Here is a 21,992-nt window from a genome sequence, read left to right as displayed (position 1 = left end):
CTTATGGTCATCACCGACAACCATGTCACCACTTCGTTAAAAGAAACCGGCGAGATTATCACCGAGCACTACATCGATACGTCTCGCAATTACCAAAAACCTTATTGGAAGAAAGGCCAGCCACCCCTGACCTAAAAGCGAAAACGGCGCCCCGGAAAAGAAAAACCGAGACGCCGGTTTGTCCATGATGTCGCGACTGAAGTGTCAACTATGTCGCGACTCATGACAAATTTGAGCCGGCGACGAGAATCGAACTCGCACTCTCAGCTTGGGAAGCTGATGTTCTACCACTAAACTACGCCGGCAGTTCCAGCACACGGGGGGTTGCATCAGTACAGCCCGCCACGTGCTGTCGAATACTCTAGCACCAGGGGTTCCGCCGCCACGATAAGCGGGCGAATTCCCTGGGCGCGAGGTGAGCTGGAGACGAGACTTGAACTCGCAACCTACGGTTTACAAGACCGTTGCGCTACCGATTGCGCCACTCCAGCACTGATCCACCTTCCAACGCGAGCTCTAGCAACCGGCGACGACCGGGGGGCTCACCCGCAGGCGATGGACTTTCCAAGCCTAGCAAGCCACACCTGCGAACAGTAAAACTTCCCCGCAGCACCCCATCCCACCTGGGGGAACAGGCTCTTGTGAAATCTCCCTAGCCCCGATGTACGGTGTGGGAGTGTCTAGTTTCATGTCGAAGGCATTGAGGAAGGGCTCTGACCTGCTGTTTTCCGGCAACAGGGCAACGATCGATGCTATCCGCTTAGCGCCGCCGCCATCTCCTTTGGCGCCGGTGGATCTTTCCGATCCTGTGAAGATCCACGCAGTGATGGACCTGGCCAGCCGCATCGGCGACCAGCTCCTCACCGCGGGCACCAGCAATTCGGATGCGAAGGCGCAGATCCGAAGCATCATGAGTGCCTACGGCCTGAACAATACGCACGTCGACATCACGTTGAACACGATCTACGTCTACTCGCGCTTCAACGAAAACACCCCGCCGACGAACATGTTCCGCGTGGTGCGGCAGCTTTCGACGGATTTCTCCCGCATCACTGAGGTCGACCGCCTCATCCGTTCGATCGTCGCAGGCGCCACCCCCCTGGAGATGGCGCAGAAGATCCTCTTCGACATTGAAACTTCCCTACTGCCCTACCGCAACCGCTACGCGCTGGCCAGCTGGGGTGGGTTCGCCGCTGCCGTCGCCCTGCTTCTCGGCGGCGGTTGGGCCGTGGCGATTGTTGCTGGCATCACCACGATCTTCACCATGTTTGCCAACGCCTGGCTGGCCTCGAAGTCCCTGCCGCTGTTCTTCCAGAACGTCCTCGGCGGTTTTGCGGCGGTGATCCCGGCGGCGGTGACGTATTCGATTGCGGATCGGATCGATTTCTACCTGCCGCCCTCGTTGATTATTGGTTCTTCTATTGTCGCCCTGCTCGCGGGGTTGACCCTGGTCCAGGCGCTACAGGACGGCATAACGGGCGCCCCGGTCACCTCCGCTGCACGTTTCTATGAGACGGTTCTGCAGACCGGCGGCATCATTACCGGCATTGCTGCCGGTATTCAGACGATGGCCGTCATGGGCATTACCCTGCCACCGCTGGATACGACTCATACCTCGGGCGTGCTGGGGTCGGTGACCATTCAGATCATCTCGGGCGCTGTGGCCACGGCATTCTTCTGCAGCGCCTGCTTCTGCGAGCGACGCGCCACCGTGGTCGCCAGCCTGACGGCCTTAATCGCCTCGCTGGCGCTGTTCAGTGTGACGAACGTGCTCAACTGGCCCGGCACCTTCGGCACCGCAATGGCCGCCCTGGTCGTCGGCCTGGCCGGTGGTCTGCTTTCCCGTCGCTACATGATTCCCCCGCAGATCACCGCTGCCGCGGGCATCACCCCGTTCCTGCCCGGCCTGGCACTGTACCGGGGCATGAGCTCCGTCCTCAACGACCAATTCGTCGTCGGTATGTCCAACCTGGGCCTCGCGCTGACAACCGCGACCGCGCTGGCTGCGGGCGTGGTACTGGGCGAGTGGATCGCCCGCCGCATTCGCCGCCCCCGCATCCTGCACCGTTACCAGCAGTTGCGGCGCCCCCGCGTGGATCCCCGACGGACGAACCAGAACAAGCCCCGGATGGGCGCCGACGGACGGGTGCGCCAGCCCCTGCACTGGCGTAGGCGCCGCAAGAGCGCGTCGAAGAGTACGTGGCAGCTGGATAGCGAGATGCGCGCGGCGGAGGGCGAAGAACAGTCCGAAGACCACCCGACGGGCACGAGCGAACACTAAATCGCGTAAAATATTTAAAGTTGAGACTTAAAGTTCCGTACGTCGACTTTGTAGAAATGGGGTCAGGCTCGTGCCTCCGAAGGTCACCGACAACCGTTCCGCCAACAATGAATCCCTGCACGCGGTAGAAGCGGAAACCGCACAGGCAGCGCAGCGCATCGTCGCGACCTTCTCCGAGGACTTCCTCGACGCTGCAACGCTGATGTGCATGCTGGGCGTGGAGCCGGAGGGTCTGATCCACCGCCGCGTGGTTGCCGAGCTCGAGGAGGCGGAGCAGGAGGCCAAGAAGTCCACCCGCAAGACCACCAAGAAGGCCGCAAAGAAGACTGCCAAGAAGTCGACGAAGAAGACCACCAAGAAGGCCGCGAAAAAGACGACCAAGAAGGCCGCCAAGAAGTCTACGAAGAAGACCACCAAGAAGGCCGCAAAGAAAACCACTAAGAAGACGGCGAAGAAGGCCACTAAGGCTAGCGAGTAGCACGTAGCGAATAAACCGCCTAATTGCACCGACACGGGTGATACACATGCAGTCCGATTTTCTGGTTGTCGCCAATCGCCTTCCCGTCGACCGCAACGTGGATAGCTCCACCGGGGAGGTCACGTGGGTTCCTTCTCCGGGTGGGCTGGTCACCGCGCTGAAGCCGGTGCTGGAATCCAACCGCGGCGCGTGGATCGGCTGGCCGGGGGCAACGGACGAGGTCGCGGCCGAGGATATGCCCGCGCCGGAGGAAGCCGGCATCCAGATGGTTCCGGTGAACCTGGACGCGCAGGATTTCGCGCAGTTCTACGAGGGTTTTTCCAATGCCACCCTGTGGCCCCTGTACCACGACCTGATCGTGCATCCCACTTACGATAAGCGCTGGTGGGAACGCTATCAGCAGGTTAATCAGCGCTTTGCCCAGGCGGCGGCGGATACGGCCGCGCAGAACGCAACCGTCTGGGTGCAGGATTATCAGCTGCACCTGGTTCCCGGGCAGCTACGCGAACTACGCGACGATGTCTGCATCGGCTTCTTCCTGCACATCCCCTTCCCCGCCCCGGAGCTTTTCCGTCAGCTGCCGTGGCGCCGCCAGGTGTTGGACGGCACGCTGGGCGCGGACGTGGTGGGCTTTCACACCCAGGATTCCGCGCGGAACTTCATGGTGGCGCTGCGGGCCATGGATTATTCGGTGCAGATCGTGGACGATTCCGAGTCCGCGAACTTCCTGCGCGGCGCCCGCCTGCCGGAGGAAGCGCAGGTGGTCGGCACCGTCACGCTGGATTCTGGCCGCCAGGTCAAGGTGGGAGTGTTCCCCATTTCCATCGACTCCGCGAAGGTAAACGCGCAGGCCAATCAGCCGGACGTGCTGGCCCAGGCCAGCGAACTGCGAGCCCGCCTGGGCAATCCGAAAGTACTGATCGCGGGCGTGGATCGCCTGGACTACACCAAGGGCATCCAGCATCGGCTAGAGGCCATCGAGTTCCTCTTGGACTCCGGCCGCCTGGCTCCGGAAGACGTGGCCATGGTGCAGGTCGCCACCCCGTCGCGCGAGCGCCTGGATGATTATCGGCGCACCCGCCAGCAGGTAGAGGCCATCGTTTCCCGCATCAACGGCAACCACGGCAGCCTGGGGCGTTCGCTGATCCACTACATGCACTCCGGCCTACCGTTCGAGCAGATCGTGGCGCTGTACACCGCGGCGGACGTCATGCTGATCACCCCGCTGAAGGATGGCATGAACCTGGTGGCTAAGGAGTATGTGGCCTGCCACTCGGATGGTTCAGGGGCACTGGTGCTCTCGGAGTTCGCGGGCGCGGCGACCCAGCTGGTGCAGGCGTACCTGTGCAATCCGCACGATGTCGATTCCATCGCCGACGCGCTGCAGCTGGCCATCGAGGACGAGCCTGCGAATAAGATTCGCCGCATGCGCCAGATGTGGGAGCACCTGCAGGATCACGACGTAAACCGTTGGGCCGATGCGTTTTTACAGCAGCTGCGGGAGGTTGAATAATGCGCCGTGCCGCTAGTTTCCTCGCGCTTGGTCTAAGCGCTGCAACCGTGGCCGGTCTTTCGGCGTGCTCCGACTCGGAGGCGCCACTGGGCAACTCCCAATGGCAGGTTTCGGCGATTTACGATTCGGACGTGCGTGGCGGCCTACTGCCGGAGGCTCAGCAGGGCCGCAGTTACTTGATCTTCGGCATGGAATCGCTGAACGGCGCCAGCGGCTGCGTCCACTTGACCGGAAACGTGGAGTGGAAGGACGAGTCCATACACATCACCGACTTTTCCTCCTCCCGCATCGACGGCGCCCAGTGCCTGCCGGGCGACGAGGACACTGCCGACCGCCTGAAGTCCGTCCTCAACGACCAGGACCTCACCTACACCCGCCCTTCCGATAATTCGCTGAAGCTGCAGCAGCCCGCGCCGGAGGACAAGCAGGATTGGCAGTCCGTCCCGGCGGTTGAGTTCATTAGCGGTCCGCAGGAGGGTTAGGCGCATGGATGGTTCGTTACTGCCCTTTCTTTCTGACGCCGACCTCTCCGGCCTGGCCGCCACCCCAGACCTACTGGTAGCGATGGATTTCGACGGCACCCTAGCCCACTTCTCCGACGAGCCAACGGGGGTGCACGCCGTGCCTGGCGCGACGGAAGCTTTGGAGGGGCTGGCGAAGCTGCCGAACACGGTGGCTATGGTGATTTCCGGCCGCAACTTGGAGCAGCTTGCGCATGCGACGATGCTGCCCGCGCACGGCCCGGTGCGCCTGGTCGGCAGCCACGGCGCGGAACCCGCCGACGGTGGCACAGCGAATTTGAACCCGGAGCAGCAGTCCTGGCTGGGCGAGCTGCGTTCCCACGCGGAGACCATCGCCGCTGAGCACGAGGGCGCGTGGGTGGAGGCCAAGCCCCTGGCGGTGGGGCTGCACACCCGCCTGGTGCCGGATAAGCAGCTGGCCGAGCAGCTGAATCAGCGCCTGGCGGACTTCGCCGCCACCAGCGAGCTTTCCCACGTGACGTGGGGTAAGGACATCCTGGAAGTCGCGGTGGATAAGACCACCAAGGGCTCCTACATCGAGGATTTCCGCCGCGCCTATGCCCGCCAGCACGGCCGGGAACTGCGGGTGCTGTTCGCGGGGGATGACACGACGGACGAGACGGTGCTCTCCGCGCTGCACTACTCCCCTGCTGCAGACTCCCCCGCCGCCGTTTCCCCCACCGTAGACTCCGCGGGCGTTGACGACACCCCGCCGGCTACCGCGCCCGCCCCGGACGTCGGCATCCGCGTCGGCGGCGGCGAGACCTCCGCCACGCACCGCTTGGACACCCCGGAGGACGTCCGGGACTTCCTGGAGGATCTACTGCGGCGCCGCGACGGACGTTCCGCGGATTAGCTCGGTATCCAGCAGCACGCTCGGCGCCGCTGCCCGGCGGGCGGGCTTGGCCGGGTTTTCGCTCAGCCGCTGTTCGATGAGCTCGGCAAGCATATTGCCGCTCTCCAGTCCCTTGTCTTTGCTGGGTTGGCGGACGGTTGTGATGTGGGCGTCAATAGCTTCGGGAATACCGTCGAAGCCCGTAACAGAGAGCTGACCCGGTACGTCGATCCCCTGCTCAGCTGCGTAGCGCACCACCCCGAGAGCCTGCGAATCGGTGGTGCAGGCGACGGCGGTGAGCTCGGGGTGGTTGGTCAGCAGCTCCTGGGCTGCTTCGAAGGCGGTCTGGGGATTGTTGATGTGCCGTTCGACGATGGGTGCCTGCGAGATCCCGGCTTCCTCCAGCACGTCCAGGATTCCCAGCACTCGCGAGCGCTGCACGTGCATGTGCGCGCCCTGGATGCGTTCGTCGCTCACCGGGCCGTTGTTCGGGGTGCGGTCCAGGCGGATGCACAGCACACCGATGTGGCGGTGGCCTGCGTCGACGAGTTCGCGGATGGCGGGCTTGATGGCCTCGCGGTCGTCGATCCCGACGAAGGGGTCACCTACTCCGGCGGGCTGGTCACACACCACGGTCGGCAGACCACGGTTGCGCACGGCGGTCAGGTACGGGTCGTCGACCGCCACGGAGTAGACGATGAATCCGTCCACGCTGGCCTGGTTCACTAGCTGCGCGGGGCGGTCGGCGGTGGGGTTATCGTCCACACCCGCCGGGATAAGTAGCATGGAGGCGTCCATCGATCCGCAGCTCACCGACACACCGGAGACGAATTCCAGCGAGGCCTGGTCTTCGAACGCATAGGGCAGCTCTTCGGTCAGCAGCACGCCGATCGCCCCTGCCCGGCGCGTACGTAGCGAGCGTGCCATCGGGTCTGGCCCTGGGTAGCCGACCTTCGCCGCGACGTGCAGGATCTTGTCGCGCAGCTCGGGCGAAAGCTGGTCCGGGCGGTTGTACGCATTGGACACCGTGGTGCGCGAAACGCCCAGTTCGGCCGCGATGGAGGCCAAGGTGCCGCGCCGTGCTGGTCTGTTCATTCTCTTAAGGGTAGTCGCCGGTCCTTTTTTCTTGGGGGTTGACGCCACCTTCCCCGGCCTGCCGTGGAGTTCCGTTGATGTTTCACCTTCATATTGACGATCATTTTCGTGACCAGTAACCTCGGAAGAATGAAGAAAATGGTTGCCAATTTCGCAGCAGTGTTTAGTATCGCAACGTTGGCTTTGGGCGTGACCGCCTGCGCCGGCGGCTCCGAAGATTCCGCCGCCGACGGCGACAAGATCAAGCTGGTCGCCTCCACGTCCATCTGGGGCAGCATCGCGGAAACCATCACCGAGGGGAACGATGACGTTGAGGTAACCACCATCCTCAGCAGCAAGGACGACGACCCGCACGAGTACGAGGCCACTGCCCGTGACATCGCGGCGGTTAAGGACGCGGACATCGTAGTCGCCAACGGCGCGGGCTACGACAACTGGCTGACCGACAACGTGGAGGAGGGCACTCCGCTGGTTACGGCTCAGCCGCTGGCCGAGGCGCACCACCACGGCGATGGCCACGGTGACGAGGGTCACGACCACGAGCACGGACATGACCACGAGCACGGCGAAGATGCCGGGCACGATGAACACGAGGGTCACGACCACGAGCATGGCGACGAGCACGATCACGAGGGGCACGACCATGAGCATGGTGACGAGCACGGTCACGAGGGGCACGACCACGGTGGAGCCAACCCCCACGTCTGGTTCGACCTGGACGTCGTCTCTGAGTTCGAGCAAAAGCTCTCCGCCGAGCTGCACAAGCTCAACTCCGACATCCCGGAATCCAACGAGGACGTCACTAAGAAGACCGACGAGCTGAAGCAGCGCATCGAGAAGCTGAGCGGCAAGAACGTCATCCTCACCGAGTCCGTCGCCGCCGAGCTGGTGGACGATTCCGAGCTGAAGGACATCACCCCGGAGGGCTTTGCCCACTCGGTGAATAACGAGTCCGAGCCTTCCGCCGCAGATCTGGCGGCCACCCGCCAGCTGATCACGGACAAGAAGGCCGACATCCTCATCACCAACGAGCAGTCGGAAACCCCGGCTGCCGAACAGCTGACCGACGCAGCCAAGGAAGCTGGCATTAAGGTAGTAAACGTCAACGAAACCCCCGATGAGGGTCAGGATTACTTCGAGTACGCCGATGCCCTGATCAAGCAATTGGAGGATGCAACCAAGTAATGGTTCTCGCTCTCCGCGAAGCGGCAGTCGAACCCCTCTGGCGCGACCTCAACCTCGAGGTCGCGCCAGGGGAGTTTTTGGCTATCTTGGGGCCCAACGGAGTGGGAAAATCCACCCTGCTGAACGTCGCCCTCGGCACCCGCAGACTCAGTCGCGGCAGCGTCAAGGTGACGGACAAGCTGGGATACATCCCCCAGCAGAGGATGTTCGACCCGACCATTCCGCTACGCGCGAGAGATCTGGTTGGCCTCGCGCTCGCAGCGGGCGTCATAAAGAATAGGCGACCGAAGAAAGCCCAGATCGACGCGGCGCTGGAAGAAGTAGGCGCGACCGGCCTGGCCAATCGGCGGGTCGGCGAGCTATCCGGCGGGCAGCAACAGCTGATCCGGCAGGCGCAGGCGATGGCGCAGGATCCGGAGCTGCTGCTGTGCGACGAGCCGCTGCTTTCCCTGGACCTGCGCGCGCAGAAGAAGACCGTGGAACTGCTGGATCGCAGGCGGCGGGAGCACGACACGGCAATCGTGTTCGTCACCCACGGCATCAATCCGATTCTTAACGTGACCGACCGGGTGCTATACCTCGCCCCGCACGGCCACACGATCGGCACGGTGGACGAGGTAATGAACAGCGAGACGCTCTCCCGCCTGTACCAAACGGACGTGAAGGTAGTGAACGTAGACGGAAAGCTGGTGGTCGTATGAGTAGCCAATTTCAGACCGGCGACTGGTGGGAGGACACCCTCGCGCTGCTTTCGGTGGACTTCGTGCAGAACGCACTGCTGGCGGCCCTGCTGCTGGGCATCGTCTCTGGCGCGATCGCCCCGCTGATCGTGATGCGGAAGATGAGCTTCGCCGCGCACTCCACCGGCGAGCTGGCGCTGATGGGCGCCGCCGCCGCGCTGCTGTTCGGCTTTAGCGTGAGCTGGGGCGCGCTGATCGGCGCGGTGCTGGCCGCCGTGGCGCTGACCGCGCTGGGGCAAAGGGAGCAGGACGCCATCGTGGCGGTGATCTTGAGCTTCGGCATGGGTCTATCCGTGCTGTTTATCTACCTCTACCCAGGCAGGTCTTCCGCCGCGTTTAGCCTGCTAACGGGCCAAATTGTGGGCGTGAGCTCCGCGTCGCTGGGCATCCTGGCTGTACTGGCCGTGCTGGTGGTGGTGACGATGGCGTTGCTGTGGCGGCCGCTGCTGTTCGCCACGGTGGATCCGGTGCTGGCCGCAGCCTCGGGTGTGAAGGTGCGCACGTTGGCGCTGGTGTTCGCCGCGCTGATCGGTGTGGTGGCCAGCCAGGGCGTGCAGATCGTCGGCGCCCTGCTGTTGATCGCGCTGCTTATCACGCCCGGCGCAGCAGCGGTGAAGGTGACCAGCAACCCGGTATTGGCAGTGGTGCTGTCGGGCGTTTTCTCCGTGGTGTCGGCGGTCGGCGGGCTGGTGGCATCGCTGGCGCCGGGGCTGCCGGTTTCGGTGTTCGTGACTACCTTGAGCTTTGTGATCTACCTGATCTGCCGCGGGATCGCGTGGATGCGTTCCCGGAATGTGCAGGCGGATGCGGTGCGAGCGCGGGAGTATTCGGCTGCTGGCGAGTCGATCTCGAAGCAAACCAGCAACGAGGCCGCAGGTCACGCGCACCACGCCTAGAACAACCGGGTGCGTAAAGCGCATAAAAAATAAGCACTGCCCCCGGAAGAGGGCCAGGGGCAGCGCGGCTCGTTAAGGTAGCACTTGTGATTACCGAGACGACTGCGAACTCACAACCCACCAACCCTTGGATCGTCCGCACCACCACCGGGCTAGTTAAAGGCCACGCGGAAACCGGCGTGACCGCCTTCCGTGGAATCCCCTACGCCGAGAAACCCATCGGCGACCGTCGCTTCCGCCGGGCCGAGCCCATCGCACCGTGGGAGGGCGTTTTTAACGCCGCGACCTCCGGCGACGCATGTTCCCAGTACCGCCCGGCGCGCAAGTCCGCCGGCAACTGGGAGGGCACGGAAGATTGCCTCTGGCTGAACGTGGTCGTTCCCCGTCCCGCGCACTCCCCCACGCCCGCTATCGACCCGGAAGCTTGCCGCCCGGTGGTGGTCTATTTCCACGGCGGATCGAACATCCATGGCTCGGCGAACAAGCCCCTGCTGTCCGGCGAGTACTTCACCCAGGCCATCGACTGCGTGTATGTGGCCGTGAACTACCGCGTGGGTATCTTCGGCCAGTTAGCCCTGGGCGAGGGTACGCACACTCCCGACGACATGGATACCAACGCGGGCCACTCCGACCTGCTGACGGCTCTGCGCTGGATCCACGATAACGCCCGCGTTTTCGGCGGCGACCCGGACCGCGTGACCATCATGGGCGAATCCAGTGGTGGCTCCATGGTCACCGCACTGATGGCCACCCCCTCCGCGAAGGGACTTTTCAGCGCGGCCATCGCGCAATCCCCCGCCCCGATGATCGTCCATACCCGCGCGAATGCGAAGTATTGGACGGACTTCGCCGCCCGCTGGCTGTACCGCATGCGCGCGGAGGAATCCTTGCCCTTGGACCAGCGCACCCCGGTTCGCCAGGCCCCACCAGAGCTCAGCGACGAGGAGCTTGCAGCCGCCACCGCAGACCTTCTGACTGCCGAGCACGCAATCCTGGGCCGCCTCTCGGACGAGATCGTGCGCTTCCACGCAGACAACCCGATCTCCAAGGCCGGCCCTTTCGCTCCTGTGATCGACGGCGATCTGCTGCCGGAGCACCCGCTTTCCCCCGGCGCGATGATGGACGTGCCCCTGCTGATCGGTACGAACCGCAACGAGTACGACATGATGCACCTGGAGCCGAAGCGTAGCTCCATGCAGTACACGCGCACGCGCACGTTCGCCCACGCGATTTCCGGCTCCGCCGCACACGCCACCGACATTCTGGAACGGCACTACGGCGGACCGAAGTCCCGCAAGCTCAAAGGGCGTTTCTTCGGCGACGCGCTGTTCACCGGCCCCTCCTGGTACCTGGCGCAGAACCACCCGAGTGACCGGGCATGGGTTTACCGCCTGGACACGACCACCCCGTTCCTGCGCGCTACGGGCATGGGCGCGGTACACGCCCTAGATCTGCCGATCCTCTTCCAGCGCTACGATCAGGACAAGGGGCGCATTGCAGTACTACTTGGCGGTCGCGGCGAGATGCGCGCCACCTCCGTCGCCATGCAGTCGCGGTGGAGGCAGTTCGTGCACTCTCACGACCCAGGTTTCGATCCCTATTCGTTGGGCTTCGCCACGCAGGTTTTTGACGCCCACTTCCCCACCGGCGAGGAAACCATCTACGACCCACAGCCCGAGCTGCGGGAGGCGTGGGCACAGGTTCAGTGGGATAAGCAGGAGGAAATGTTCGGCTAGCGCGAATTATTGGCTAGCGCTGGAGCCGGCTACGGCTGAGACGAACGGGCGTCACTTAGCAGCGCGACGCTTCCGCCACGAAGCCAGGGCGACCATGCCCACACCGAGCGCAACCCAACAGCACAGAACAACCACCGCATGGGTAATGCCGTGGCCATCGAAATAGCCGACGGACCGCACCGCAGTGCCAGCTGCGCCGATAGGTAGGTACTGGCCGAACCAACCCCAGGGGCTAGGCAGCCACTGCCAACCCGTCGCGATGCCGGACAGCGGGTTGGAAACAAACAACGTGATGATCGCGCCGATGCCCAGACCTGCGCCGCCGAGCAGGGATTCCATGCCGAGGACGAACATCGAGGTACCGGCGATACCCAGCGCGAGGATTCCCGCCAGCTCAATATAGTTTCCGTCGAACAGGTCATACCCGAACTGCATGATCGCACCGAGCACCAGACCGGCCAGAATGGAGACCACGGCTGCGCCGACCACCCGGCCCCAACGGCGCCCCTTGAGTCCGAAGGTCAGCAGCGCGGCCGAGGCCATGCCTCCAAAAGCCAGCGGCAGAGCAAGGGTGTTTAGACCCATGCCAGTGGGATCACCAGCGGGCAGCGGGGCGACATCCTCCACGGTGACCTTCTGGCCTTGCTGCTTCATGCCATCTGCGAGACCGGTCATGGTCTGTTTGAAGGTAGAGCCGGCTCCGCTGGCAATGGTGACGACTGCACCATCTTTACCGAGGGAGATGCCGCCGATCGCTTCGCGTTCCAGGACCTTCGTTTTTACCTCGTCTGGATTGTCGTAGGTGGTGACGTCGAAGGCACCGGGTTGCTTCTGCTCGAGCATCCCCTCAATTTTCTGAACAGCAGGCGCCGGGCCAGAGACCGCGAGGGGGAGATCCTTCGGGCCGGAGTGCATGCTGGGAGTAAGGAACACCAACAGCATGAGGGTGATGATTCCCGTGAGCGCGACGACGATGGCGGTGAGACGACCGATACCACTGCGCTCGGGGGTCGGGGGCGTTTGAGTTGGTGGATTCTTCTGCGTATCTACAGCGTTGGACATGGGTTTCCCCTTTCTACTTTCCATTAATCGGAACACTTTGTTCCGCTTGAACAAAGTGGATCATAACGCTCCGCTTAGATAGAATGCAAGTGCTAGAGCAAAAGTTTTCGGAAGGTTTGTAATGCGCGCGGATGCACACGAGAACAGGCAGGCAATACTCACTGCAGCTTGGAAACTGTTTTCCACCATCGGAATCGACGTCTCCATGCGCACCATCGCCAGCGAAGCGGGCGTGGGCATCGGCACCCTCTACCGCCACTTCCCCACCAAGCAGGACTTGCTGACGGGGCTTTTCGACTACGGGCGCGAGCGCCTCATCGACATCATCGACCGCCACACGGCGGGATGGGAGAACGCTCAACAAGCCACCGAAGCGTGGAGCAGTTTCGTCCATAGCGTCGCAGAGCTCCAGCTGGGAGCCATCGCCACGCAGGTAGTGCCGACCATTGTGGAAAACTTGGACTTTGAGGCAGACCTCGTCCCTCGAATGAACGAACTGATGGAACAGTTAGAAAGGGTGCTTCACCGTGCACGCCGCTGGAACCTCCTCAGAGAGGACGTGGACGCATTACATTTCCACCTCGGCCTGGCGGCAATCACCCGCCCGCTGCCAGACACAGCTCAACAGTTCGTACCCGATTACCAGCCCTGGCTCGTGGAGACGTACATTCGAGGACTTAAGCCTTAGAAACTAGAAGCCCCTGCTGAGGAATCCGCAGAGGCGAAGACGAGGGGGCGTCACTTAGCAGCGCGACGCTGGCGGGCGAACTCGCTGAGCACCACGCCCGCAGCGACCGACGCATTGAGGGATTCCACCCACTTGGCCATGGGGATCGACATGATCGTGTCGCAGGTCTCCGAAACCAGGCGGGACAGCCCCTTGCCCTCCGAGCCGACGACGATGACGGTCGGGGTAGTGCCGTCGTAGGTATCGAGGGTGTGGTCGCCGCCGGCGTCCAGGCCCACGACCTGGTAGCCGGCCTGCTGGAGCTGCTTCAGGGAACGCACCATGTTGGTGGCCTTTGCCACGGGCAGGCGCGCGGCCGTGCCAGCGGAGGTGCGCCAAGCAACGGCGGTAACTGAGGCGCTGCGGCGCTCCGGGATGATCACGCCGTGGCCGCCGAATGCCGCTACGGAGCGGATAACCGCACCGAGGTTGCGCGGGTCGGTGATGTTATCCAGCGCGATGACCAGACCGGGCTGGGGTGCAGAGGCAGCCTGCTGAATCAGGTCTTCTACCTGCGTGTACTGGTAGGGCGGGATCTGCAGGCCAATCCCCTGGTGCATACCGTTGCCGGTCATGCGATCCAGCTCTGCGCGGGAAACCTCCAGCACAGAAATGCCTCGGTCGGCGCAGGTGTGGACGGCCTCGGCCAGGCGCTCGTCGTTCTTGGTGCCCTCCGCGACGTACAGCGCGGTGGCGGGGACCTTGGCGTGCAGGCACTCGATCACCGGGTTGCGGCCGACCACCAGCTCCACCTGGTTCTCGTCCTTTGCGAAGCGGTCGTGCGCACCAGATGCCCGGCGCTTGGCGGCCTGCTTGCGCTTGTAAGCGGCGTGGTAGACGCGATCCTCCGCCTTCGGCGTGGCCCCTTTGCCCCGCAGGCTGCGGCGCCCCTGGCCACCGGAGCCCTTGGTTGCGCCCTTCTTGTTCTTCTTGCGCACGCCTCCGCTGCGCTGGGTGTTGCCCGCCACTGTGATTGCCCCTCTTACCTGGTCGACTACGTGCGTTTGTGTATGTTACTTCCCGGCACGCAAAACTGGAACCAGGCTCACGAGAACGTGGACAGCAAAGCACCCCACCTGCTGTGAATTTGTTGCTTCCATTACCAATCTTGCCGGCAGCAGCTGAAACGAGCAATAGTTCTTCGCAGATGGGGTGGTACGATGCTTTCCTTCTAGGCAGTGATGCCGAAGTTCTTCAAAACTCCTCGCCAATCCACGGGCCCGAAGGCCAGTGCCCCTACCCCAATCACTGCCACAATGGCGGCGATCACACCGGCCGCGATGCCAAGGGACGAGTTTTTGGAACTGCCGCTAGAAGAACCGGAGAATCCGCTTGCACTTCCCTGCAGTTCCTGCGGGGTTACATCTTCTATCTGCTTGCCATCGTCATAGTCCAGCAGCAGGTCAACGTCCGCGCCCTCCAGCTGCTCGCCCTCGTTGTAGCGGAGTAGAGATCTCTGCAATCCGATACCGGCCGTTGTGGGACGGTTCTGGGCAACGAGATCCTTACCCGGATCAATCGGGGCTTCCAGGGTGAAGGTCACGATTACTTCATCGTCGCCGCGCTTGTCTAGCTGTGTAGGATCGTTCGCCGTGTTACCGGAAAGGGAGTAGTCCCCAATAAGCGATACCGCCTGACCTGTGACATTCAACTTCAAGTCGAAGTAAGAGACATCCAAAGCTGGCCCGCCGTTCTTACCAAGACCTTTGTATGCGGTCACATGTGCGCTGCCGTCCAGGGCAATCGTGCCATTCCCCTGCGGGTCCAGCTTTGTTTCTTGGGTATTTACTGGGAACACAAACTGGTTTCCCTTAAACTCCGCGCCTCCATCGCCGATGACGGTTCCCCTGGCGATCGGCCCCTGCACATGCTTAAGGAAAGAGGTTTTGATCGGCCAGGCAAAAGCACCGGCTCCTAACACTGGGGCGGACACTTCCTCTGCCTGTGCTACAGGAACCGCCATGCCGCTTAACGCGACGGAACTGACCAGGGCGCTGGCAACGAAGTGGCGGGAATTGGACTTGGACAAGAATGGTGTATTCACGCGCAGACTCCGTAAAGATCTGTGAACAGGGAAAAATTCATACCAAAAGCATCGATGGCTTCCTCAATCAATTCGGAACGCTGCTGTGCTGTGAGTGGCAGGCTATCGAGGCGCTGACGGTAGCTGGTTCGGTACGGAGGGATCTTGCCAATAGCGGAGAAGTCATAGAACTTCAATGCCTCAGGAGCGACATTGTAGAGGTCTGCTACACGTACAGCGATGACCTGACCGCCGGAAATATCCCCGAGGTAGCGGACATAGTGATGAGCGATCACTCGTACAACGTCTTGTTCTCCGAAAGAGTCGAGGCGATCTACATACCGCCGGGTGGCGGGCAGTAGTTCAAGTTGTTCGCGCCAATCGGAGCCGAGGCAATACGTCAGATCGTGTTCCAACGCAGCGCAACGTTGCAGGCGCGGATCGGCAATAACCGACCCGATGGGAGTGCCGGAGACTCTTTCTACAGCGTTCTCTAGAGCGCTGTAGACAAACCAGAGTTGTCCCGAAAGCGCATACACCGCTTGAGCGTCAAGCTCGCCTTTGAAAAGGGTGCTCATGAACTCGGATCCTTCTGCGCGCCCGTGCGCCTCCGCAGTGGCATTGCGCAGTGCCTGAGAGATCGGCTCGGCTGTGTTAAAGCTTGTGTTTGAAAGTGTGGAGGTCGAAGCCATCACGTTATTCCTTTCGAAAGAGTTTCAAGATCCGCGTGGAATCTGGAATTTGTCGCTGAACGAGAAAAGGGAACTCGTTATTAGCGCAAGTTGTGGTGGCGTAGGAATTCATCAATCTTCTTGTGAATGCCATCGAGAGCGCCAGACACGTTGATCGCGTGGCCAATGATCGCCAGCATGCCTAGGATTCCGACCGTGCCAAGAATGTAGTTCCACACCTTTCCGAACTTGCCCAGCGAACCTTGGCCTTGCCCCTGGTCATCCGGGTTGCTCGGGTTATCCGGGTTGCTCGGGTTATCCGGGTTATCCGGGTTATCCGGGTTATCCGGGTTGTCCGGGCCGGAACCACCTTCATCATTCGGCTCCCCTGGCGTTGCACATTTCTTCTCGGTGGTCAGAGAAACATTGATGTCATCCAGCTCTGGCTTGTAGTCCGCCGAGTAAATGCCCATGAATAGGACGTCTACACCCTCCACAATGTTCTTGTCCCCATCCGTTTCTGGCTTAGGAACGTAGGTCATGCTGCTTGCATCAAGCGTGACAGTGTCCCCGTCAACCTTCCAGTTTCCGTGCCCCTTCGAGAACACGTCCCTGCCGGAAACCTTGTTCTCTTCGATACGGTCCTCAGGCGTATACTCAGTCATGTGCTTGCCAGGCACGTAGTATCCCTCATAGCTAGCGCCGCCCTGAATACTAGCCCCCTCGGCCGTGATGTAAGGGGACTTGAAGTTCGAGTACAAAGCACCATGATGGCCTTCAAAAACGACATCGGACGGCTTGGTGCCGATCTCTGCCTTGGTTACGTTGCCCTCGGAATCGACCTCAATGCTAGATACACTTGGGTCTACCTGGAATTGGAATTGGAAGTCCTTGGATTTCTTGTTGGCAGGATCAGATTCCTTAACCTCACCCTTCGTTTCCCAGCTTCCCTGAGCGATTCTCCCCAGGATGTAGCTGCGGAAGCTCTCCTTCAATCCCCAGTTGAAGGTACCGCCAGTGATAACAGTTTTGCATTCAGGTTTAGCCTGAGATGCGCCCTCCTGTGCCGATGCAACGGGTACGGAAAGTGCAGCAGTGCCCAGGGCGAAGGACATCACAGTGCCAAGCATGGCATTTCGAGTTGACTTAATAGACATGAGAATTACTCCTGATGAATGGATCCTAGGGACTTAGCCCTAGTGAATGGAATGGATTGATATGCAGAAAGCAGTCGAGCTACTGCAGCTGGCGGATCCCTCCGCCGCGGACGAACAGAGACGTCATTATCCGCACTGCGGACAACTTCGATGGGCCAGTCATAAACGCTGGAGAGAATCTCGTCGGTATAGACCGAATCAACCGATCCAGCGGCGGCAATTCGCCCATTCGATAGACAGACGATGTGATCGCAATACGCCGCAGCTGCGTCGAGGTCATGCAACACAATCACCACCGCAGTTCCAACTCTGTGAGCGATCTGCTGCATCAAGCTCAAGACTTGTTCCTGATGACGGATATCCATCGCCGCGGTCGGCTCGTCTAACAACACCACCGGTGTTTGCTGGGCCAAAACTCGGGACAACGCAACCCGAGCACGTTCGCCACCGGAAAGAGTGACGATGTCACGAACTGCCAACGCAGTGGAACCGGTGGCGTCCAGAGCAGCGTCAACAATGAGCTCATCCACACTGCTATCGACTGTCCCTCGCCACGGTCGCCGTCCCATCGCCACAACATCTCGAACAAGAAACTCAAACGCGACTTGGACATCCTGAAGCAACACCGCACGGCGCTGCGCCATTGCCCTTGCATCGGCCCGAGAGGGGTCTAATCCGGCGACGGAAACCACACCCTCAGTAGGTTTAATATCCCCAGACAGCGCGGCGAGCAGCGTCGACTTACCAGCACCATTCGGCCCAATGAGCCCTGTGACCTCGCCGGCACGAGCGACAAAACTAATGTCACTGAGCAACCGCTTGGCACCAACGTCGACGGCGAGGCCAGATACCTCAATGGCCTTATCGCCGATAGCCATACTGTTAGTAGTCGCATCGCTACCGTGAGCACTCATGCGTGCATCCCCTTTCGCATCATTCGGCGCAGCAGAACGAAGAAAGTCGGGCCGCCGACAAGGGCAGTGAAGATGCCAATCGGCAAATCTGCGAATTCAATCAACGTGCGGGCAGCCACATCGGCCAGACCAATCAAGACCGCCCCGCCAAGCGCAGAAGCAGGGATGAGGAGATAATTCTCCGGCCCCATGACCGTTCGCAACAGGTGCGGGATAATCAGCCCTACGAAGCCGATGAGCCCAGCAAAGGCAACTGCACCTGCAGTGAGTACGGTCGCAGCGATGATCACAATCGCTCTCAATTGACTTACATTGATCCCTGTGTGACCAGCGGCTTTCTCACCCAAAGCAAGCACGTCTAGTGCCCCACCCATCCGTAGGGCTACGGCAATTCCAACCATCGTGATCGGCAAAACCGCCCAAACGTGCTTCCACTGGGCACCATTTAGGGATCCCATCTGCCAAAAGATGATCTCTTCCCGACTGGCGGTCGGAGCCAAATAGACCATGAAGGAGATAATTGCTCCACACACGGCATTGACCGCGATACCTGTGAGAACCAGATTGATAACCACAACTCGGCCTTGACTTCGTGCTAGCTGGTAAATCAGGCCAGCGGCAACCAATGCGGAAAGAAAGGCGAAGAACGGAACGGTGAACGTGCCGAAGAAAGCAAGGTTAAAGACGATTGCCAACGCCGCACCAACCCCGGCGCCCGAGGTCACGCCAATAATCGATGGCTCGGCCAGAGGGTTGGCAAACACCGCCTGCATCAATGTTCCAGCCACACCCAAACATGCGCCGACTAGGAACCCCAGCAGGATGCGCGGCAAGCGAATATCCCACACTACGCTGGAGGCCAGACCTGAATGATGGTCTTTCCCCAGCAAGATTGAACCTAAATCCTGCAGTGGCACGTAGTACTGTCCAAGCACGATCGATAGCACCGCAGCAACAAGCATTAGCACCACCAGTGCACCGAAAATCCCTACCCATCGGCGCGTTCGCGCCCGGAGAAACTCGTTCGTATTAACCGTGTGGGTCATATAACGCCTTCGCTGTCCGCAAAAGTGTTTGCCCAGTCATAGGGCCGAACGCCAACGATTGACCATCTGGAATCGTGATTACGCGCCGCTTCTGTCCTGCCGTGGTTTGAGCTATGCCGGGGCGTTTGAGCAGGCCTTCGATCCCTCCGGTGGATTCCAACCCGCCGGTCATCATGATGAACGCATCTGGGTTTAACCTAGCTAGCGACTCCGCATTGGCTGGTTCGATGTAGGAAAGATTGTTCTCCGTCCCCACGTCAACCGCACCAACGCCCTCGATCAGGTCTTTTGCTCCGGTCCCTTCGCCCATGATGAAGAACACTCCACCATTTCCACGGGCATAAAGGAATGCCACCCGCATCGGTGTAGAGGGCACCATCTTCTTGATGGTCTCTTTATCCAGATTTATTTCCTCGACTGTGCGATCCGCAAGCTTTTCCGCATCCTCCGGGAGGCCCACGACAGCACCGAGCGTGGTGATGTCCTCGGCTACCGAATCGATCGTGCGGGTCGGTTCCATGACCACAGTGGTCACGCCCGCCTGACGAATCTGATCGATAGCGTCCCGTGGCCCGATGGAGTGGTCCACGATGACGATATCCGGCTCCAACGACAACACGGCTTCCACGTTGATGTTGTGCCCACCTTGAGTGACCACTGGCCTGTCGGCCAAGATGTTTTCAGTAGAAGAGACCGTGCGGCCTACAATCCGATCGGCAAGACCCAGGCCAGTAAGGGTTTTAGTGTAAGTACCGTACAGGTCAAGAGCCAGAATCCGATCGAGCTTATTAACCTTGACATCGTGGCCGTCTGCGTCGGTCAGCTCCACCGGCAGCTTCGGGGATGGATTCTTGGTCACAGGCTCCACATCCGTGAAGTCCTTGACCTCCGAAACGCCCTCAAAGCTACGAGGATCCTGCAGATCAGCAGCATTCTTGATGTCGTTTCGCAGAGCAGCATCAGCTTCGGATTCATAGGCGCCCTTAACGCCACACGCAGCGATGCTAGCCGTGCAGATAAACAACACACAGGTGCGGAACGCTAACCGCACAGTTCGATTAAGAACAATGGACATTAAAACGTGCTTTCTAACTGAGCAGTGTCTTGCCACCTAGTAGGCGGATTAAGACGGATTACTTACAACCAGTCGACCGATGCTTCCACCTGCGACGATGACTCCTACGATCAATCCGAGAAGGTAAGTAGCCGGGTTCTCATCCTGACCCTCAGCCGCAGCAGGCTTAACCTTGAATTTGCTCGATCCGTTTTCGTACCCCGCCGATGAAGAATCGCCGTCGACGCCATTGCCGGAACCGTCCTTATTGCCGGCGAGCTTCGCGGCGGCAGCATTGTGCGCAGCAGAAGAACCACCGCCCGATCCACCCGCACTCGATCCAGATGCTGTCGTACCGCCCACTGCGTCGCAGTCACCCTGGCCACCTAGCTGGGCGCTGAAAGATATGGGCGCTAGTTGAGTTCCCGGATCGTAAAATTCGGCGAAAGCCACAGAGCCATCCTGGGTCAGCGATACACTCGCCTCTCCGCTTACTGAGTTATCCGAGATATCAAGGGAACTAAAGCTCAGGTCTCCCAGCACTGTGCGCCCGAAGTCTCGCTTCTCCCCTTCCATGTTTGAAGAACGAACATCGGCAACAAGCCTTCCTGTTCCACCGTTGAACTGGATCTCCGGATTCGCAATGTTCAGGTCGAGAATTCCGTTGTGACCGGTGAATTGCATCGCGCCACCATAGGAAATCGTTCCCTGTTGAGAAGACGTATCGACGTTGCCGCCGTTGCCGGTGAACTGATACTTGCCGCCGCTGTATCCGACCCCGCTCAAATCCCACTTGCCCTTAGCGATAGAGCCGGTGATGTACGACTGGAAGGATTCCTTCAGAGCCCACGATGCCTTGGCGCTTTCGACTGCCTTGACCGACTCGCAGTGCAGGTCTCCACCGCCACCAGCTGCTCTACCTGCTGTGGCACCGCCCCGGGTTGTTCCGCCTCCGCTGGCGGCCGACCCGCCGCCTGTTCCGCCGTTTCGCGCACCACTGTTCCCTGCTCCAAGCGATGTTCCGCCAGAGGCCGATCCACCACCAGAACCGGAGTTGGAGTTAGAGTTCGTTCCGGAGGTAGAGCTAGTTCCGGAGTCGCTTCCGCTAGAAGATCCGTTCTTTACGCTCCCGCGATTGACGAAAGATTCATACTCGTCCAAGAAGGCTTGGGAGTTACCCATGAAAGTGGTCAGGGCGTTCATCGTGTCGTTCGTCTCAGACAGAATTCCCATAGCTTCCTTGTTAAAGCCGGTGAAGTTGCCATCGATCGTGGTCAGCGTGCGCTTTTCGCCCGATCCCGAGCCACTGCCCGAATCTGATCCACAGCTGCCGTCCAAAGCCACTGAGCCACTGGTTGGATCCATCGAGGTTCCCGCATTGTAAGCGAGAAACAGCCGGCTGCCACCTTGAGTAAGTGTCGTAGAACCAGAAAGGTTCACGCTCCCTGAGCCAGGGGTCACCGGGGTGGACAGGTTCACCTTGGCGATGACTTCATCGTCGCCAGTGATTTTGGCTCCTCGCTTGCTCTTATTGACCATGTCCGACTCATAGGAGACATAGTCCACCAGAATCTCGGCGGTTTTTCCCTTTGCGCGCACCTTCCAATCGGAGAGCGTCATATCTAACAGGTCATCACCGCCATAGTTGTGGCCGTTGAAACGGAGAACTCCGTTGAGCGGAACCGTCACCGTATCACCGTTTACCTGGGGCTTTTGGGGGCGGAACTGGAAGGCTCCATTCGGGCCGGTCTTATCGCCATTAAAGCCGATACCGTCGCCACCCCATCCGCCTTTAGCGACAGGGCCTTGGATATAGGCACGGTAGCTCTGCTTGATACCCCAATTGAATTCACAGGTTCCCGCCGCTGAGGCAACGGGGGTAGCGACCGTGGTAAATGCTACGGGAGCGAAGGCAAGTACGGAGGTGGCAGCCACAGCCGTGGATGCGCGGACGAACAACCGTCGCGAGGAGCCTCGACGTGATCCAAACGGTGAAAGATGCATGCTGATCCTACTCAAAACTGAAACATCAAAAGATTTGCGCCGCCTTACCTCTAC

Annotated in this window: 20 protein-coding genes, 2 tRNA genes and 1 pseudogene; 11 read left to right on the top strand and 12 right to left on the bottom strand. The window is 60.7% G+C overall.

Annotated features, from left to right (window positions below):
• Positions 1 to 135: pseudogene (locus HMPREF3166_RS10050) on the top strand (IS481 family transposase); the annotation flags it as partial.
• A 99-nt stretch (positions 136 to 234) separates the two neighbouring features.
• On the opposite strand, the gene HMPREF3166_RS01055 reads toward HMPREF3166_RS10050, so the two are convergent.
• Together HMPREF3166_RS01055 and HMPREF3166_RS01050 are read right to left on the bottom strand one after the other, a co-directional pair.
• A tRNA-Gly gene (locus HMPREF3166_RS01055) sits at positions 235 to 305 on the bottom strand.
• 113 nt (positions 306 to 418) lie between these two features.
• Positions 419 to 491, bottom strand: a tRNA-Thr gene (locus tag HMPREF3166_RS01050).
• Between the two features lie 197 nt (positions 492 to 688).
• Between HMPREF3166_RS01050 and HMPREF3166_RS01045 the strand changes: the two genes are divergently transcribed.
• The 5 genes from HMPREF3166_RS01045 to otsB all read left to right on the top strand — a co-directional run bounded on the left by HMPREF3166_RS01045 (position 689) and on the right by otsB (position 5,649).
• Positions 689 to 2,281: a threonine/serine exporter ThrE gene (locus HMPREF3166_RS01045; protein ID WP_246816885.1), complete on the top strand. Its 1,593-nt coding sequence runs from the start codon at positions 689 to 691 to the stop codon at positions 2,279 to 2,281.
• Positions 2,282 to 2,351: 70 nt separating this feature from the next.
• Positions 2,352 to 2,759: a hypothetical protein gene (locus HMPREF3166_RS01040; RefSeq protein ID WP_070487281.1), complete on the top strand. Its 408-nt coding sequence runs from the start codon at positions 2,352 to 2,354 to the stop codon at positions 2,757 to 2,759.
• Between the two features lie 46 nt (positions 2,760 to 2,805).
• A complete protein-coding gene (locus HMPREF3166_RS01035) occupies positions 2,806 to 4,272 on the top strand; it encodes an alpha,alpha-trehalose-phosphate synthase (UDP-forming) (RefSeq protein WP_070487280.1) in 1,467 nt (488 codons plus the stop codon).
• Positions 4,272 to 4,754 (top strand): META domain-containing protein, encoded by a 483-nt coding sequence (locus HMPREF3166_RS01030; protein ID WP_070487279.1) that lies wholly within the window; start codon positions 4,272 to 4,274, stop codon positions 4,752 to 4,754. Before HMPREF3166_RS01035 ends, HMPREF3166_RS01030 begins: the two co-directional genes overlap by 1 nt.
• Before the next feature lie 4 nt (positions 4,755 to 4,758).
• Positions 4,759 to 5,649 (top strand): trehalose-phosphatase, encoded by an 891-nt coding sequence (gene otsB, locus HMPREF3166_RS01025; RefSeq protein WP_070487278.1) that lies wholly within the window; start codon positions 4,759 to 4,761, stop codon positions 5,647 to 5,649.
• On the opposite strand, the gene HMPREF3166_RS01020 is transcribed toward otsB, so the two are convergent.
• On the bottom strand, positions 5,614 to 6,723 hold the full coding sequence (locus tag HMPREF3166_RS01020; RefSeq protein ID WP_070487277.1) for a LacI family DNA-binding transcriptional regulator: 1,110 nt from the start codon (positions 6,721 to 6,723) through the stop codon (positions 5,614 to 5,616). The genes otsB and HMPREF3166_RS01020 overlap by 36 nt on opposite strands.
• A 138-nt stretch (positions 6,724 to 6,861) precedes the next feature.
• Here HMPREF3166_RS01020 and HMPREF3166_RS01015 point away from each other — a divergent pair, with 138 nt between their 5' ends.
• The 4 genes from HMPREF3166_RS01015 to HMPREF3166_RS01000 all read left to right on the top strand — a co-directional run bounded on the left by HMPREF3166_RS01015 (position 6,862) and on the right by HMPREF3166_RS01000 (position 11,280).
• Entirely contained in the window at positions 6,862 to 7,908 is a 1,047-nt protein-coding gene (locus HMPREF3166_RS01015; RefSeq protein WP_070487276.1) for a metal ABC transporter solute-binding protein, Zn/Mn family, read from the top strand.
• Positions 7,908 to 8,609: a metal ABC transporter ATP-binding protein gene (locus HMPREF3166_RS01010; protein WP_070487275.1), complete on the top strand. Its 702-nt coding sequence runs from the start codon at positions 7,908 to 7,910 to the stop codon at positions 8,607 to 8,609. Before HMPREF3166_RS01015 ends, HMPREF3166_RS01010 begins: the two co-directional genes overlap by 1 nt.
• A complete protein-coding gene (locus tag HMPREF3166_RS01005) occupies positions 8,606 to 9,544 on the top strand; it encodes a metal ABC transporter permease (protein ID WP_035007504.1) in 939 nt (312 codons plus the stop codon). Before HMPREF3166_RS01010 ends, HMPREF3166_RS01005 begins: the two co-directional genes overlap by 4 nt.
• An 86-nt stretch (positions 9,545 to 9,630) precedes the next feature.
• Complete coding sequence (locus HMPREF3166_RS01000) at positions 9,631 to 11,280, top strand: carboxylesterase/lipase family protein (protein WP_070487274.1); 1,650 nt, start codon at positions 9,631 to 9,633, stop codon at positions 11,278 to 11,280.
• A gap of 51 nt (positions 11,281 to 11,331) precedes the next feature.
• On the opposite strand, the gene HMPREF3166_RS00995 is transcribed toward HMPREF3166_RS01000, so the two are convergent.
• Positions 11,332 to 12,342, bottom strand: coding sequence for a hypothetical protein (locus HMPREF3166_RS00995; RefSeq protein WP_070487273.1), 1,011 nt, complete (start codon positions 12,340 to 12,342; stop codon positions 11,332 to 11,334).
• A 121-nt stretch (positions 12,343 to 12,463) separates the two neighbouring features.
• Here HMPREF3166_RS00995 and HMPREF3166_RS00990 point away from each other — a divergent pair, with 121 nt between their 5' ends.
• A complete protein-coding gene (locus HMPREF3166_RS00990) occupies positions 12,464 to 13,030 on the top strand; it encodes a TetR/AcrR family transcriptional regulator (protein ID WP_070487272.1) in 567 nt (188 codons plus the stop codon).
• A gap of 50 nt (positions 13,031 to 13,080) precedes the next feature.
• On the opposite strand, the gene rlmB is transcribed toward HMPREF3166_RS00990, so the two are convergent.
• From rlmB to HMPREF3166_RS00950, 8 genes are all read right to left on the bottom strand, one after another.
• A complete protein-coding gene (gene rlmB, locus HMPREF3166_RS00985; protein ID WP_034971815.1) occupies positions 13,081 to 14,037 on the bottom strand; it encodes a 23S rRNA (guanosine(2251)-2'-O)-methyltransferase RlmB in 957 nt (318 codons plus the stop codon).
• 203 nt (positions 14,038 to 14,240) lie between these two features.
• On the bottom strand, positions 14,241 to 15,113 hold the full coding sequence (locus tag HMPREF3166_RS00980; protein WP_049050120.1) for an HtaA domain-containing protein: 873 nt from the start codon (positions 15,111 to 15,113) through the stop codon (positions 14,241 to 14,243).
• Positions 15,110 to 15,784, bottom strand: a complete 675-nt coding sequence (locus HMPREF3166_RS00975) for a biliverdin-producing heme oxygenase (protein WP_011273032.1) — start codon at positions 15,782 to 15,784, stop codon at positions 15,110 to 15,112. Before HMPREF3166_RS00975 ends, HMPREF3166_RS00980 begins: the two co-directional genes overlap by 4 nt.
• Positions 15,785 to 15,864: 80 nt before the next feature.
• Positions 15,865 to 16,920, bottom strand: coding sequence for an HtaA domain-containing protein (locus HMPREF3166_RS00970; protein WP_083293775.1), 1,056 nt, complete (start codon positions 16,918 to 16,920; stop codon positions 15,865 to 15,867).
• Positions 16,921 to 16,925: 5 nt separating this feature from the next.
• Positions 16,926 to 17,798 (bottom strand): heme ABC transporter ATP-binding protein, encoded by an 873-nt coding sequence (locus HMPREF3166_RS00965; protein ID WP_005296738.1) that lies wholly within the window; start codon positions 17,796 to 17,798, stop codon positions 16,926 to 16,928.
• Between the two features lie 32 nt (positions 17,799 to 17,830).
• A complete protein-coding gene (locus HMPREF3166_RS00960) occupies positions 17,831 to 18,880 on the bottom strand; it encodes a FecCD family ABC transporter permease (RefSeq protein ID WP_005296741.1) in 1,050 nt (349 codons plus the stop codon).
• Positions 18,864 to 19,955: a heme/hemin ABC transporter substrate-binding protein gene (locus HMPREF3166_RS00955; protein ID WP_005296744.1), complete on the bottom strand. Its 1,092-nt coding sequence runs from the start codon at positions 19,953 to 19,955 to the stop codon at positions 18,864 to 18,866. The genes HMPREF3166_RS00960 and HMPREF3166_RS00955 overlap by 17 nt, the downstream gene beginning before the upstream one ends.
• A 48-nt stretch (positions 19,956 to 20,003) precedes the next feature.
• The gene (locus HMPREF3166_RS00950; protein WP_011273027.1) at positions 20,004 to 21,938 is read right to left on the bottom strand and encodes an HtaA domain-containing protein; all 1,935 of its coding nucleotides are present in this window, start codon (positions 21,936 to 21,938) and stop codon (positions 20,004 to 20,006) included.
• Positions 21,939 to 21,992: the final 54 nt, after the last annotated feature.

Origin of the sequence: Corynebacterium sp. HMSC08A12 (genome assembly GCF_001807485.1) — a bacterium.
Classification (GTDB): Bacteria; Actinomycetota; Actinomycetes; order Mycobacteriales; family Mycobacteriaceae; genus Corynebacterium; species Corynebacterium evansiae.
This window is presented reverse-complemented; position numbering and strand designations above follow the sequence as displayed.